18 protein-coding genes are annotated in these 15,041 nt (G+C 40.9%); 2 read left to right on the forward strand and 16 right to left on the reverse strand.

The window, feature by feature from the left end; all coding sequences use genetic code 11:
• Positions 1–44: 44 nt before the first annotated feature.
• From EL165_RS07120 to EL165_RS07205, 16 genes are all read right to left on the reverse strand, one after another.
• The gene (locus EL165_RS07120) at positions 45–749 is read right to left on the reverse strand and encodes a TIGR02391 family protein (protein ID WP_232529170.1); all 705 of its coding nucleotides are present in this window, start codon (positions 747–749) and stop codon (positions 45–47) included.
• 10 nt (positions 750–759) lie between these two features.
• Positions 760–1,032: a molybdenum ABC transporter permease gene (locus tag EL165_RS07125; protein WP_002978274.1), complete on the reverse strand. Its 273-nt coding sequence runs from the start codon at positions 1,030–1,032 to the stop codon at positions 760–762.
• A 53-nt stretch (positions 1,033–1,085) separates the two neighbouring features.
• A complete protein-coding gene (locus EL165_RS07130; protein WP_185097070.1) occupies positions 1,086–1,622 on the reverse strand; it encodes a GNAT family N-acetyltransferase in 537 nt (178 codons plus the stop codon).
• A 49-nt stretch (positions 1,623–1,671) separates the two neighbouring features.
• On the reverse strand, positions 1,672–2,121 hold the full coding sequence (locus EL165_RS07135) for a DUF3872 domain-containing protein (RefSeq protein WP_002978269.1): 450 nt from the start codon (positions 2,119–2,121) through the stop codon (positions 1,672–1,674).
• A 12-nt stretch (positions 2,122–2,133) separates the two neighbouring features.
• Entirely contained in the window at positions 2,134–2,694 is a 561-nt protein-coding gene (locus EL165_RS07140) for a conjugal transfer protein TraO (protein ID WP_002978267.1), read from the reverse strand.
• 20 nt (positions 2,695–2,714) lie between these two features.
• Complete coding sequence (traN, locus tag EL165_RS07145; protein ID WP_002978264.1) at positions 2,715–3,608, reverse strand: conjugative transposon protein TraN; 894 nt, start codon at positions 3,606–3,608, stop codon at positions 2,715–2,717.
• A 24-nt stretch (positions 3,609–3,632) separates the two neighbouring features.
• The gene (traM, locus tag EL165_RS07150; protein ID WP_002978262.1) at positions 3,633–4,982 is read right to left on the reverse strand and encodes a conjugative transposon protein TraM; all 1,350 of its coding nucleotides are present in this window, start codon (positions 4,980–4,982) and stop codon (positions 3,633–3,635) included.
• Positions 4,969–5,256: a hypothetical protein gene (locus EL165_RS07155; protein ID WP_002978260.1), complete on the reverse strand. Its 288-nt coding sequence runs from the start codon at positions 5,254–5,256 to the stop codon at positions 4,969–4,971. Before EL165_RS07155 ends, traM begins: the two co-directional genes overlap by 14 nt.
• A gap of 23 nt (positions 5,257–5,279) precedes the next feature.
• The gene (locus EL165_RS07160; RefSeq protein WP_002978258.1) at positions 5,280–5,708 is read right to left on the reverse strand and encodes a hypothetical protein; all 429 of its coding nucleotides are present in this window, start codon (positions 5,706–5,708) and stop codon (positions 5,280–5,282) included.
• An 11-nt stretch (positions 5,709–5,719) separates the two neighbouring features.
• Positions 5,720–6,343, reverse strand: a complete 624-nt coding sequence (traK, locus tag EL165_RS07165) for a conjugative transposon protein TraK (RefSeq protein WP_002978256.1) — start codon at positions 6,341–6,343, stop codon at positions 5,720–5,722.
• Positions 6,344–6,362: 19 nt separating this feature from the next.
• Positions 6,363–7,358: a conjugative transposon protein TraJ gene (traJ, locus tag EL165_RS07170; RefSeq protein ID WP_002978255.1), complete on the reverse strand. Its 996-nt coding sequence runs from the start codon at positions 7,356–7,358 to the stop codon at positions 6,363–6,365.
• 2 nt (positions 7,359–7,360) lie between these two features.
• Complete coding sequence (locus EL165_RS07175; protein ID WP_002978253.1) at positions 7,361–7,993, reverse strand: DUF4141 domain-containing protein; 633 nt, start codon at positions 7,991–7,993, stop codon at positions 7,361–7,363.
• 261 nt (positions 7,994–8,254) lie between these two features.
• The gene (locus EL165_RS07185; protein ID WP_249414251.1) at positions 8,255–10,048 is read right to left on the reverse strand and encodes a reverse transcriptase domain-containing protein; all 1,794 of its coding nucleotides are present in this window, start codon (positions 10,046–10,048) and stop codon (positions 8,255–8,257) included.
• Between the two features lie 571 nt (positions 10,049–10,619).
• Positions 10,620–13,013 carry a TraG family conjugative transposon ATPase gene (locus tag EL165_RS07195; protein ID WP_002978247.1) on the reverse strand — a complete coding sequence of 798 codons (2,394 nt, stop codon included), beginning with the start codon at positions 13,011–13,013 and terminating at the stop codon, positions 10,620–10,622.
• Positions 13,010–13,342, reverse strand: coding sequence for a DUF4133 domain-containing protein (locus tag EL165_RS07200; protein ID WP_002978246.1), 333 nt, complete (start codon positions 13,340–13,342; stop codon positions 13,010–13,012). Before EL165_RS07200 ends, EL165_RS07195 begins: the two co-directional genes overlap by 4 nt.
• Positions 13,343–13,353: 11 nt before the next feature.
• Complete coding sequence (locus EL165_RS07205) at positions 13,354–13,659, reverse strand: DUF4134 domain-containing protein (protein ID WP_034871415.1); 306 nt, start codon at positions 13,657–13,659, stop codon at positions 13,354–13,356.
• 378 nt (positions 13,660–14,037) lie between these two features.
• On the opposite strand from EL165_RS07205, the gene EL165_RS07210 reads away from it, so the two are divergent.
• Together EL165_RS07210 and merTP are read left to right on the forward strand one after the other, a co-directional pair.
• Positions 14,038–14,415, forward strand: coding sequence for an ArsR/SmtB family transcription factor (locus EL165_RS07210; protein WP_002978241.1), 378 nt, complete (start codon positions 14,038–14,040; stop codon positions 14,413–14,415).
• The gene (merTP, locus tag EL165_RS07215; RefSeq protein ID WP_002978239.1) at positions 14,412–15,017 is read left to right on the forward strand and encodes a mercuric transport protein MerTP; all 606 of its coding nucleotides are present in this window, start codon (positions 14,412–14,414) and stop codon (positions 15,015–15,017) included. Before EL165_RS07210 ends, merTP begins: the two co-directional genes overlap by 4 nt.
• Positions 15,018–15,041: the final 24 nt, after the last annotated feature.

The raw sequence follows: 15,041 nt of genomic DNA on the forward strand, positions 1-15,041 counted from the left end.
AGCTACAACCAATACTTCAGTCATTTCTGAAAGTTGAGTGTCTTCTAATATTTCGGGTTATGCGCTTTTGGATTTCGGTACATAGAAAAAAATCCTTTACAGAAGTTGCCGAAACCCTTATGCTCACTTTCTTCGCTTGGATTATTCAGCATATTAAAAGCAAGCATAGGTCTTTTGTCTTTTCCTAAAGCAAAACAATCATCAACCAGATCTGCTCCATCTGAAGTATAGCCACTTTTCTGCCTAAGTCTTTCCGCAACACTTTTTGTGATTTCTAGTATAGAGTGAAAATAATTTTCTTTCAGCCATTCGGCTTCGCAGTATGGTAAAATTTCTGAATGAACTCCGATACCGTGTACTTTTTCTTTGATTTTAAGTGACCTGCTTTTAGCTTCTGAAATGGTTTTAGCCTTTTCAACTAGTCGGGGTTGTCCGGTTTTATCAATTTCTATCCCTTCGTAAACTAATTTTTCATTGATAGTTGTTCTGTCTCTTTCAAATTCGTCTTCGGAATTATATCTTTTAGGATTTAATAACCTAACTACAAATGCCAATACATTATTTCCACAATTGTCTTGTATTTGCTTTTCTTTTAATGCATAAAAAAGTCTGTCGGTTTTGTTTGTACCAATTTGCGATTGAGAAATATTAGCACCAGCTAAATGTTCTGTGATTTTTGTATGCGTTAATAGATTTGATATAATGTCAGATATATTTCGCAAGGTTATGTCATCAAAGGATTTTGTCATTTAAAAATGATTAATTCTGTTTCTGGATTTCCATGTTTTGGATTTCCCTATCTTTTTTCTCACGAGAATAAACCCAAAGTGATAAAAGTCCAAATATAATCAATCCATAAGCTATCCATTTACCAACCTTTTCAATAAATTTAATGAAAACCGAACTTTCATAAGATGAAAAACCTTCGGCTCCCATCGGACCACGCCTGTAAAACTTTCGTCGGTTAAGCCAATAGCGAAGTCCTAAACCTGCAACCAAAAATATTATCCCTATAACCAATGATGCAACCATAACAATAAGCTATTATATTCTACTCTTTGAATTTATGAAAAATATTTGTCCCTCTATTCAATTTCAAACTCTTTTGGATATTGAACAATACCACTGATATTTAGTAAAGCATTTTCAGTTAGTTCAATTGCCATACAGTTGGCATCGGGAACATCAAATGGCAACTTAATTCCAAATTCTTTTGTCAGTTTATAACCGAACTTTGGATAATAATTTTCGTGTCCTAACAATACCACAGAACCAAATCCTAATTCTTTCGCTTTATGATGTGCGGCTTCAATCAGTTTTGCACCGATACCGTTGCCTTGAAATTCCGGTAACACAGCAACCGGAGCCATAGCAAGTGAGGTATTTATTTTCCTATCGGCATCTATGATATTGATTTTGGTAAGCAATATATAACCGACAATCTGATTGTTCACTTCTGCAATGAGCGACAATTCAGGAACGAACGCATCGGAACTTCTTAAACTTTCAACTAAATATTGCTCTTTGTGGTCGCTATATTCCTCTTTCTCAAAAGCATTTTTTATCAGCTCAAAAACAGTTCCGAAATCTTCCTTTACTTCTTTTCTTATCTCCACTTTCATAAGCGTAAAGGTATAAAAAAAACCTGCCCGATTGGCAGGTTTTAACTCCTTAATCACTACTGTTAAACTGAAAACTTATCTTTCTTTCGTTGCCAAAGCTGTCGGAAATCCAAACCTCAAAAGATTGTGACACGGCAGATGTTGAAGTGTAGTATAAGCGAAACTGATCTGTCGGTAACGGGTACAAATCGTTTGGTAAATATGGTTGCTCATCGTAATACCGCAATGTGCCTTGTCCGTCAAATTGGAAATAGCGAAGAAAATACTGTGTGTTGCTATAATTGCCTGTTCGCTGTATGGCAATGCGTATTTCTACCGTCTGCCCATTGACTATATCTTTGGGAACAGGCATCACGTTTACCTCGAAAGGAAAATCGTTCTGTATTTCGAGTTCATCATCTTTGCTACAAGATACTAAAATTACCGAAGCTGTGAGGATTGCCAGCAATACATATATTGAGCTTAATCCTATTCTGAATTTATTGAATATTGCTATCATCGTTTTTACGTTTTAAAAATTAAACCTTAACCCCATACCTGCTGATGGTCGGAACTGTTCCAAATCTGTACCCCAAAAGACTTTTGTGCGTCCTTGTAGCACCAACACAAATCGGTCTGATAGGTACGTTTCCAAAGTTAGCCGTCCACCAGCTCCGTAAATGAAATTGTCTTCACTCAAAATCTTTGCTCCGTCATACAACATCGCTTCGCCACGATTGATACTTTCATAACCGACCACACCTGTTATCCCGAAGTTCAGCGTAATGTTTTTACGGGCATCGCCCAAGAGAAAGAAACTGTAACCACCTTCGGCTGTATAGGTTTCCTGCGGTATGCGGAGGTCTTTGTAGTCGTGGTATTGGTGCGTGTATTCCAACGCCCAAAGCTGGTAGTTACCATGTTTACCGTTCACGGTCATTCCAATATTGAGGTAATAATCATTACCAATTTTATCGTTGGATACTACACCTGTACTTACTTCCAGTCCTTTCTGTTTTGGGAGCATTCTTTGTGCCTGTGTAACCGTGATGGCCATCAAAATGAACATCACGGTATAGATATACTTTTTCATATTATTGCATTAAAATGTTATTAAAATTTTAGGTGCATATCGTTTATCAAACGAGCTTTGATTAAGTCTGAATTTTCGACCTGCAAAGTTTGATGTCTGCCACCGTTCTTCTCGAAAATCTCAATCAACAGTACCTTGTCATCGGCAATGGTAAATTGGTCTAGCAGGAATACGTTTTGTTCGGTTAGTTTTCCGCCAATCTCGTCCAAAGGTTTGTATGTTCTAAGTGGTATCATAGGGCGTTCTTGTACTACAGTACGTTTGGCTACCTTTTTATCTACTACTTTGAAATTGATAAAATCAATCTGGAAAGGCACATTGGTTTTATTTCTCAATTCCGTATGGAAATAGTATTTGCCGTTGTGGATATAAATGCCTTTGAGAATAAACTGTATGCCGAAGCTTTTTGCCCCAATGTGCTTTACAATACGCTTATCATTTTTGTAAATCGTTTCCAAAAGCAATCCTGCCAGTGAAGGCGAATTATTGCCCAATTCTTCAAAAAGCACATCGTTACCGTTAGCTTTGTCTACTGCCTTTTGCATTGTGAGCAGGTCATAACTCAATGCCTCGGGATAGGAACTGTAATATACATTGAAACTGTAAAAACGTCCGTCATTGGTAATGACCGAAAAATTGGTTTCAGGTTCGAAATCCCTTACAGATGCTTTTACACGCAAAACATTTTCCGCATCTTCTGCTTTTCCTGCAATTAGATATTCGCTTCCCAAATCCACATAACGGATAGCGGTCGGAAAAATCAAGTGCGAAGTTTTATCGTAGGTAACTTCCATTTTATACGGTTCTATCTTGCCTAATGCAAGCGGAGTTCTGATGCTGTCTTGTGCAAAAGATTGTACGGCAAAGCCGAGTATGAGGGCAATTGTCCAAAAGGTTTTTAAAATATTTTTCATTGTTTTATTTGTTTGAATTCAACATTATTGTTTAGATACAAGGAAGACCTGATGTCCTGCTTTCAGCGTAACTTTTGGGGTTCTTACCTTTTTAGCAAAATAGCCCGAAATTCCCTGTACCACACCACGACTAAGGTCTGCGGCAACCTGCTGTCCAGCATTTTGCGTGAGCATTACGCTTGTTCCGCCTGTCTGGCTCATATTGCCTGCCATTTCGGTAAGGGCATTCATTTCGGGCGAATACGGAACGTACAAGCCTTGCTGTCCGTCCAAATCGTAAATGGTTATATCTACCGGGATGATATTGCCCTCCAGTTCTATCGAGGTAACTTTTAGTTGTAAACGCCCTCCCTGAAATTTCGCATTAGCCGTTAAAATCGTTCCTTTTGGAATGGTACGGCTCGGTGTTTTTGCAGGCTCTAATAATCGTAAACGCACACCTGTTTCGCCAACTACTGTTTGGGCATCGTGTACACAGGCTTTGATACTGTTTTTGGGTTGTGCCATTTGTTCCAAAGAACCAGCGGTATAAAACCCACGGTTCTTTGTTTCGCTCCAATCCGCTAAAAAAGCACTGTCCGATGGTTCACGGTAAAGGGCTGATACTGTATTTTTTCTTGCTGATGTGAACGATACAAAATGCTCTTTTTGGTTAGTAGCCATAGCACTAACAGCATCCGGAACAGCACCATTAGCAGGTGTTGAATTTTCGGTATTCGCATTTTTTGGCAGATACTTTGCTGCCATTTCATAGGATTTCTCCATTAGCTTCAATTGGTCATCAACTGTGGCCACAGGTGGCACATCCTTTTCTGATAATTTTTCTTTCAATTCGTCCACCTGCTTACGCAGTTCCATTGTTTCAGCGTTATCATCTTGATAAAAGGAACTCAATGCGCTTTGGCTATTTCGATAGCTGTTCAAAGCAGGGTTACTGCTTCTTGCCGAATTTCTCCCACTACCGCCAAAGCTGTTGTTTTCCTCTTCTTCATTAAACGGTTCGTCGGTTGGCTCTTCTTTGTCTTCTGTATTCCAGTAGTCTGAAAGTGTAGCCAATGCATTGCGTTTTTCCTGCTCTTTGCGTTCGAGCATTTCCTGTTCATACGCCTTGCCTTTGTCTGCAGGCATTCCAGTTCCAGTAGCCTCTGGTACCGCATCGTTCAGCCCTACATTTTCAATTGTCTTTTTGTCTTCGGATGGTTTAAATATGAGGTACATACAACCCACGAAAACAATCGCCATTAAGCCGAAAATTAAGGGCTTTTTGAGCTTCTCCTTATTATTCTGTGTGCCGTCTTGCAACACATCAGCAGTTGCTGTCGAGTTCCCCTCCGTTACCCGAACAACCGATTTTTTGTTCTCATTTTCTTTCATAAATTTGATTTTTTAAAATTGTTGATACACTATCCTGCAATCTTGCAGGACTTCCATTTTTTTTGAGGACAGGATTTTCGATATGCTCTATGATCATATCGTTTCCAGACTTTGAGGTATCGTACCAGACTTTGAAAATTACACCTGCGGTAAGCAGTAGATATCCCACAAAAAAGTACAGGGTATATTGGTGCTGCTTGCGCACTGGCAATGCCTGCCAACGTTCGTCGAGCTTATCAAAATACCTATCCATATTTGCTCTTAGTTTTTTCATACTCTTAATTTTTTATGATGATGTTAGAGCTTGAACCGCTTGGAGATTTTACCCACATTTTGCTTTTGTTCATCATTAACCAAAGCAATAACCTCAACTGCATTGGGTACGACTATTAAAGAGAGGTTTGTCAGTTCCGATTTTTTTAGCAATTGCCCAAATTGGTCTTTTCTTGCCACCTCCATTCTGTTGAGTGAGAATTTGCCGTTCAGATAATTTACCCACATACTGCATTCTACACTTGGCTTGTCTTCTCCCGACCATTGTAGGTAGCCTGTCAACAACAAGTCTTGTTTAGGCAAAGTATCTGCACCTTTTTGGCAGCTTTCAAGGTAATCGCTGATACTTTCTTTCAGCTTTCCGGCATACGCACCCTGCGTATGAAAATAGCCGTTATATCCTTTTTCTGTAAGGATTTTTGCGAACGTGTTTAAATCTGATAATGTTTCCATAAGATTGTTTTTTAGCGTTCGATGACTTCTATATCCCTGTTTTCCACGACTGCAAATTTTTCGATATTGAAGCCTTGTGGGTTGTTGTCAGAGCGAACGGAGTTGACTAGGTAGCAGGAAGTAATTAGGTTACGCCTGGTTACATTGCTTGACCGAATGATGAATTGTTTTGCATACGTTCGTACCGCATAAGGATGGGTATCGAAATTGCAGACCACACTATCTACTTCGATGCGTTGCTGTACGTTTCCTGATATAATACGACTGTAATAGCCTTTTTCCGACAAGTCTTTATAGTAGTCGAAGGCACTTTTGTCGGCAAGATTGAATGCCCTGCTCATATTGCTTTCTATAGCGTTTTTGTCGGGAGCAAGTGTAAAGAACAGTTCGTGAAACCTTCTAACGTGTTCTCTTGCTTCCACAGGTCGGTTGATGCTCGCATCCTGCGATAAGGCAAGCATCAAAGATTTGCCGTTATCCAATACATAGATTTTTTGGCGTTGTTCTTCTGCAAAGCGGTAGGACTGCCATACGGCATATCCTACCACGCCAATGCAGAGAACCGCAAACACAATGGCATATAGTCTTATCTGCCTAAAGCTGTTTTCGATATTTCTTAGCGTTTTAAATTCCATTTTTTTTAATGATTTATTGTTATTTATTCATCAGTTTACCGCCGATGTTTCCTACTGTAGATCCTGCACCAGCACCTGCAAGGTTTCCTGCCTTCATCGCTGTTTGATTTACATTACGAGTAAAGTTTCCTGCACCTCCAGCTTGGATTACCCAACCTGTTACTGTTGGAATTGTGAAGTAGCCAACGATACCGATAATCATAAAGATGATGTACACCGTATTGCTCGTATCGGGTATGTAGGTCGGGTCGGCAAGCATTGCTATATCCCTTTCCAGTATGAGGGATTGTATTCTTGCCAGCATCGAGCTGAACAAATCGGAAACAGGAAGCCAGAGATATACGCTGACATATCTCGTGATCCACTGTGTGAGCGTGGACTGAAATCCGTCCCAAACGGAAATAGCAAAAGCTATTGGCCCCAGTATCGAAAGGACTATCAGGAAAAATGTTCTTATGGTATCAATAACTAAAGCCGCCGCCTGAAAGAGTATTTCCAATAGATTGCGAAACCAGTCCTTTATCGCTTTTTCAATCTTGTAGGCTTGCCTGTCCATATACATTCCTGCCATTGTACCAACGTCCGATGGCGACCAGCCCAATTCATCCAGCTTTTTATCAAACTCTTCGTCTGATGCCATATAGGCGGTTTCGGGATTTCGTACCATTGCTTCGTATTCCAATTGGTCTTTCTGTTGCTGGAGTTGGTTGAGGTCAAGCACCTGGTCTTCGAGTATGGCGTGAGTTCCTGTAACTACCGGGCTTAATACTGCATTAATGGTTCCCAACACGATGGTTGGAAAGAACATTATACAAAGCCCCAAAGCGAATGGACGCAGTAACGGAAACACATCGATAGGCTCGGCTCGGCTTAAAGCCTGCCAAACCTTTAATGCTACATAGAACAACGCACCCAATCCCGCCAATCCTTTAGCCACAGCCGCCATATCACCTGCAAGCGGCATCATATCGTCGTAAAGTGAACGAAGGAGTTCGTGAAGATTATCCCATTCCATTTTTACCAGTATTTTTGGTTAGAAGTTCCGTAGAGTTCAAGAACTCTCTGTGCGTCGTTTTTCTTTTTCGCTCTTAGGTAGCTTACAGAAATGTTCTTATTAGTGTAGTAGCGTACAAGGCTGTGGTAATCCTTTACCTCTTTGTACACACGATCAATAATATCCATACGCTCTTTGTCGTTTAGCGAAAGGCTTGAAGAGGTTATAATTTGCTTCAATTCTTTCAGCAGTTCGGTACTTTCATTGAGCAGTGCCGAATAACCATTGCCGATTGCAACCAATTCCTGTGGTGTGAAATTTGGGTCGTTCATCATTTTCCCAAAGTTTTGCACATATATTTCGGACACATCGCCCACCAACAAAACCGTTTGCTGTACTTTACGGGCATCTTTCACAAGGTTGTTGATAGCTTTCAGCTTGTCGTAATATTCCTTGCCCTGATCGTACACTTTTTTCACTTCGTTGAAGTTCTTTACGACATTGCTCACGGTGGAAGAAGTCTGTATGATTTCGTTCGCACTGTTGATAATTCCTGATGCCAGATTTGCAGGGTCAGTTACTACAAATTGAGCTTTCGCTGACGGTGCTACGGCGAGCATTAGTGCTGTACACACCAGATACAATACTTTTTTCATTGTTTCTGAATTTTTAAATTGTTAATTGACTATTGATTTACTTTGTCCCGCCTTTGCATTGCGATATGCTTGATGGCGAGTTCTACATTGCCGTCCAGTTCAGCAGCAAGCTGCATCACTTCCATTTTTTCGGTTTCTTCGGTGGTGTAAGCGTAGGATAAGAACCCGGCGCCTTGCCATATTGACTATGGTAGGTTTCCAAGAACTCTCCCCCGAACCGTACGTACCTGTCTCCAGGTATACGGCTCTCCATCAATTTATTCAGTCTAACTTGCCTGCGTGTATCTTATCGTGGCATTTTGAGCATAATGCCAAGGTTTTTCTTCTCCTTGCACTCATTCGTTTTTCCCAGTCTTGCTTACCTTTCAGGTCTTTCAATTTGCGTATATGGTGCATTTCCAATTTCTCGTTGGCACCGCATAATTCGCATTTCTGGTTTTGCAACCTTGTTATAAGGCTGTTTCTTCCTCCTGTAATGGTAACTGTGACAGGTAAACTATCCACGTAAGCACCACGGGCAGCTTTTTGGCGTTTGAAACCCTCTTTGTAAAAGCGTCTGTACATTATATCTCCTTTCCTGTTTTTGTAGGGAATGGAAAATACTCCGTTGATACATCTTTTAGTCTTTTCCTGACTGATTGAAGTTTGGTATTTCAGTGCATACGTTTTGTACATACTGTACTCCAAGATGTAAGAAAATGACTGGACAAACGAGCTGTTGTTGGCAATTGAGTAATAATTGTAAAAGCCCCGTATTTCAGCGTTGTACTGACTGATGATTTCTAAGTCATCCAAGTCTTTCATGTAATAGCGTGAGCGTGGTTTCCAAACTTCTGTGCCTTTTTTATTTACCAGTTTCATGGCATTATAGCTCAGTAGCTTTTTCTTCATCACGTCTACTGTGACACGGAGTACAATCTTATCTCCGAAACATCTTACGGTTCTACCGTGCTTATCTCTCTTGGATTCATCGGAGTTTCGCACGGAGACATCAAAGCCTAAGAATTTGGCTGGTTTCTTAGCATTAGTCACCAAGGTTTTTTCATCAGACAGTTCAAGTTTCAGTTTTTCATCAAGGTAAACCTTGATGTCTTCCTTTATCTTTTTGCAGTCTTCTTTGCTACCTATGACCCCGATAAGAAAATCGTCCGCATACCTAACGTATTTTAACTTTCTGAAACTGCCATCCATCTTGTCATAAGCTGGATATTTGTTTCTTTCCTGTCTCAACTCTTTGATGTCCTTAATCATCTGCTCTCTGACAGTTTCGTCTGTCTCACATTTGAGTTTCTTGGCCAAGCGGTATCGTCTCTGTTCGTGTAGCCTGTACTGGCGTGTTGCCGTAGTTCTTTTACCCTTATCGAAGTCCTTGATATAATCCTTGACATATTTATCGAGTTTATCAAGGTAAATGTTGGCAAGGATGGGGCTTACAATCCCACCTTGCGGTGTGCCACTGTATGTTTTGTGGTACACCCAATCTTCAATATACCCTGCATTGAGGAACTTTCGTATCAACCGAATGAACCTGTCGTCAGCGATACGCTCCTTTAGGATACCAATCAATATTTCGTGATTGATATTGTCGAAGAAGCCTTTTATATCGCCCTCGATGAACCACCGTACAGCAGTGAATGACTGTTGGACGCTTAATAGGGCTGTGTGACAGCTTCTATTGGGTCGGAACCCATGTGAAGTATGCTCAAAGCTACCCTCATAAATTGCTTCCAATATCATTCTGATAACCTCCTGCACTAATTTGTCATCAAAAGATGGTATACCAAGCGGACGTTTCTTCCCGTTCTTTTTCGGAATGTATGTCCTCTTGGATGGGTTTGGCTGATAGGTCTCGTTTCGCAACGATGCAATCAGCCTTTCAATGCGGGATATACTCATTCCGTCGATGGTCTTTCCATCAACTCCTGCCGTCATATTGCCTACTTTACTGTAGATTTTCTGATAGGCGATAAAGTACATCTCTTCATTGAACAGAACCTTGTATAGCCTTTCGAACTTATAGTCCGTGTTTCCGCTGTGCCTTATTAGACTGTTCAATACTTTTTCTGGATTTCTCATAATGTCTCTCACATTTTCCGTTAATCGTATTAAACTAAATTGACTGTCTCCCTTCGCCATGTACAGGGCTTTCCCCTGCTCGGACTACTACGGAGACTCCGTTGCCGTATCGGATATTCAGGAGCTTTTTCCATAGCCACGCCTGTGGCATTCCGACTTAGGCAATCCCCATTTAGACATATAGCAACTATTGGCACGTTAGATTGTCGGATGCGATGTTCGCCCTTTTCTGCTTATTGCAGTTACGTTGTGGTCTGTTTATGCTATCACTACTACCTGTCATTAGGATATTACCACAAAGTGACGTTGGTAACTGTCTTCCGTCACTGCCTAAGAACTGACCGTTCGGACTGTCGTTCAATCAATCAAGACTTCATCCTTATATCTAACTTTTCAACTCGCCATTCAGTCGCAACACGACAATTAGTTGACTTATGGCTTTTCCGACATGCTACACTCCCCGTCGGGTTTCCCGTTCGGATAAGTCGGCTGTTGATGGGCGTTATAAACACTTGCCCAGTGGTTGCCAAACCACATTCACTATATGCCCTTATGGGCGCACAAGGTATTCCTCCAAACTAACTTCGGTGGCATAGACTGCCGAGTGCGTACCACCTAAGCCTATCCAAACCTCTTTGTAAAGTCGGCTTGCATCGTTGTTCATATTGATAGAAAGTACCTGCCCTTTTTCCTTATCTGTAAGCCCCAACATCGCCTGTATATCATCGAACTTGTTCATATACTTGCGTTGATCTAAGAGGATTTTACAGTCAGAGTTATTGATGATACTTTCTTTGACGATGGGCGATTGGATAATATCATCGACCTCTTGCGTTACGACGATTGCTTCACCGAAAAATTTGCGGACGGTTTTAAAGAGGTACTTGATGTATTCTGCCATTCCTTCTTTGGCAATCGCCTTCCACGCTTCTTCAATCAATATGAGCTTGCGGATACCTTTCAGCCTACGCATTTTGTTGATGAAGACTTCCATTATGATGATTGTCACAATGGGAAAGAGGATTTTGTGGTCTTTAATCGCATCAATTTCAAATACGATAAAACGCTTGCTCAACAAGTCTAACTGCTTATCAGAGTTTAACAGATAATCATACTCACCACCTTTGTAGTAGGGTTCGAGTACGTTCAGGAAATTGGCAATGTCAAAGTCTTTTTCCCTTACCTGTTTTTCTTCGAGTACCTTGCGGTAATCGCCTTTTACATACTCATAGAAGCCATTGAATGATGGATAAATATCGTCCTGTTTGATGCGCTCGATATAGCCTGATACAGCATTTGATAATGCTACTTCTTCTGAACGGGTTGGTGGTTCATCATCACGTTTCCAAAGCGTCAATATCAAAGTCTTGACACTTTCACGCTTCTCAATATCGAACACACCATCATCGGTATAGAAAGGATTAAAAGCAATCGGATTATCTTCGGTATAGGTGAAGTAAACACCGTCTTCGCCTTTAGTTTTACCTTTAATGAGTTCGCATAATCCTTGATAAGAATTACCAGTGTCAACAAGCAAAACGTGAGCGCCTTGTTCGTAATACTGTCGTACCATATGGTTTGTGAAGAAAGATTTACCACTTCCCGATGGACCGAGTATGAACTTGTTACGATTGGTAATAATTCCACGTTTCATCGGCAAATCCGAAATATCCAAATGGATAGGCTTTCCAGTCAGGCGGTCAGCCATCTTGATACCAAATGGTGATGGCGAATTGTGGTAATTGGTTTCTTCCGTGAAGAAGCATAATGCAGGTTCGATAAAGGTGTAAAAACTTTCCTCTGCGGGAAAATCACCTGCATTACCCGGTATTCCTGCCCAGTACAATGTTGCTACATCGGTAGTGTTGTGTCTGGGTTTACATTCCATCAATGCTAAAGCACTACCACAATCATTTTTTAGCTGTTTCAGTTCTGCCGGATCATCCGACCACGCCATAATGTTGAAGTGAGCACGAACAGAAGATAGCCCAAAACTGTGGGCTTCGTTTAGGTACTTTTCTATCCACTCTTTGTTGATTTGGTTGGCACGACTGTAACGAGCCAGTGAGTGCATATTCCTTGCGGACTTCTCAAACTTTTGTAGATTGGCTTCGCTGTTATCCAAAAACAAATATTGGTTGTAAATGTGGTTGCAGTTTAACAACAAGCCCACAGGTGCGGCGAATGACAAACGGCAATCACTTCGGTCGGTAGATAGCTTTTCAAAACGGGTATCAGCCGATACCGTTCCGGGTAAATCGTCAGTATCGGACAAGGTGTGCAGGCTCAACCTTTTGTTCCCGATACGGACTTCTTCCGTTCCGAGAGCGATGTCCTGCATCGGTGTTCCAGCTTCCCTTGATAGCGTAAGATACTGTTCCAATAATCCCTGTTTTTCGTCCGTTCCGATAATGTCATCTTCGGTAAGACGTTTCAGGGTTATGAAACCGCTATCGTTTAAGATACGTTCAAACTGTGCCACCGCTTCCATAAAGCGGTGTATTGTTTCCTTGTTCCTGATTTCCTTTGGTATCAGCGAACCTTTGCAAAGCGATGAAAAATTACTTTGCATACGCATACGCTCTTTAGTTGTCTTGGTTAAAAAGAGGTAGCAGTAATGGTTTAGGAACGGTCGCTCATTAAAATGACGTTGGTAAGACTTCGATAAAAAGCTCTGGTCTTCGATTGCCAAATTGGGCGTATAGCTTTCCTTAATATACCAATCCTGTTTGTGAATAACTGTAAAATCAGGCAAGGTCTTGATAGCCTTATGCCAGGCGGAATGAATGGCTTCATATTCCGCAGAAGCTACAGTAAACAGTTCCGGCAAACGAACCTCAAAGCAGGCGGTAATATCTGCATCTTTGGAAAGAATGCAGTTGTTTTCTACCGCCAATAAAGGAAATTTATTTTCCAGCGTTGTTGTTTTAGATACATTTCTCATACTGCATTCTGTTTAGATGTGAATTTTAAATAGAGGTGTACAGGCTTGCGACAGATGATGTATCGAGGATGCCTTTTATTAGCGGCTATCTTCATTAATCCGTGTTCGCCGTATTTCCTGTTCAGTGAAAAGGTCTGCCACACAATCAGCGAAGCACCGCCTGCTCCGAGAAAAAGGCAGATGTAAGAGTTTAAGCCAGTCATATATAGTATCATCACGAAGATGAGCGTGCCGAGCAGCCCACCTGCGAAAATGAACAGGTATTGTGCTTTCAGACCCCTAAATTCCACCGTTCTTCCTATGCCTTTGTTTATGTTGTAATTGTTCATAAACTAGAGGATTAAAGAAAGAATGAACGCAGGATGGTAGCTGCCACGATTAAAAAGATACACGCACCAAACCAGCTTGCCGCAGTTTTGGATGTATCGGGGTCGCCCGAACTGAATTTGTTGTACACTTTAACACCTCCGATGAGTCCTACTACGGCACCAATAGCGTAGATAAGCTGTGTGGCGGGATCGAAATAAGAGGTGACCATTTGGGTAGCTTCTGTGATACCTGCTGTACCATTTCCCTGGGCGAATGCACCGATTCCTGAGAGCATCAATGTAGCTGCCAGCAAAACTTTTTTTCTTTGTTTTTTCATGATTAAACACATTAATTTGTTATTGTATTCCCACTTCTCGCGGGCTTTCTGAACAAAGGTGTTTCAGAAATCAAGGCGTTATAATAAAGTGACAGTCAAAGGAATGATTTGGCAGTGAGTGGCGTTATAGTTGATAATGGAGCATGAAAAAATGCCAAACATTTCGATACAGAATAGCTGATAAAATTTCTCCCTTATGATTTTATAAGTTTTCCATTATCCTAAAAAGACACTGGGTATTTATTTATCCCCTTAACAAAGTCCCAAGAGACCCACCGCTTAAAAAAAAGATTTATTAAAATTATCATTTAAGTATTTGCTTAAATAAGAAAACTATTTGTATTTTTGCTGCGTTATTAAATCCTAAACAAGGAAATTATGGAAAACAATCAATCGTGTATCCGTGTGTTTGCCGACAAGGTTCAAATAGACAATTGTAGAGTAATACTTCAAACCAACGACAAGGCATTCAGCCAACTGAGTGGACTTTTAGCATTGGCAGGAAACGAAGTAAGGTTGAAAATCTTATTTCTCTTAGAAGAAGAAAACGAACTCTGCCCTTGCGACCTTTCAGACATTCTCGGAATGAGCATTCCTGCCGTTTCGCAACACCTCAGAAAACTAAAAGACGGAAACGTCATTGAAGGGAGAAGAGAAGGACAAACCATTTTCTACTCTTTGAAACAAGAGCAACTGACTTTACTTCGTCCATTTTTTAAACACATCATAAACAATTCAAAAAAGGAAACAGTATGAACAAGAAAAACAACAGATTTGTCGGAGCGGGAGTGCTTTCGGCAGTAGCAGCATCACTTTGCTGCATTACACCTGTATTGGCTCTTATTTCAGGAGCGTCAGGAGTGGCATCTACATTTTCGTGGATGGAACCAGCAAGACCTTATCTAATCGGTATCACTGTTTTGGTGTTGGGTTTTGCTTGGTATCAGAAACTTAAACCACGAACAGCCGAAGAAATTCAATGTGATTGCGAAGAAGACGAAAAGAAACCCTTTATGCAGACCAAAACATTCTTGGGAATTGTAACCGTATTTGCAGCCTTGATGCTCGCTTTTCCGAACTACGCACACATTTTCTATCCTTCAAACGACAACAAGGAAGTTGTAATCGTCAATGCTTCTGACATCCAAACGGTAACTTTTGATGTAAAAGGAATGACTTGCAATGGTTGTGCTTCACACGTAGAAAATGATGTGAACAAATTGCCAGGCATTGTTAAGGTAGATGCGATTTATGAAGAAGCGACTGCCAAAGTAGAATTTGACCAAACCAAAGTGAGTCTTGCTCAAATTGAAGAAGCCATCAACGGTACAGGTTACAAAGTGGTTGGCAAGAAATAGTATTTTTTTGCCCCTCGTATTTAA

The organism is Chryseobacterium gleum, from assembly GCF_900636535.1.
GTDB lineage: Bacteria > Bacteroidota > Bacteroidia > Flavobacteriales > Weeksellaceae > Chryseobacterium > Chryseobacterium gleum.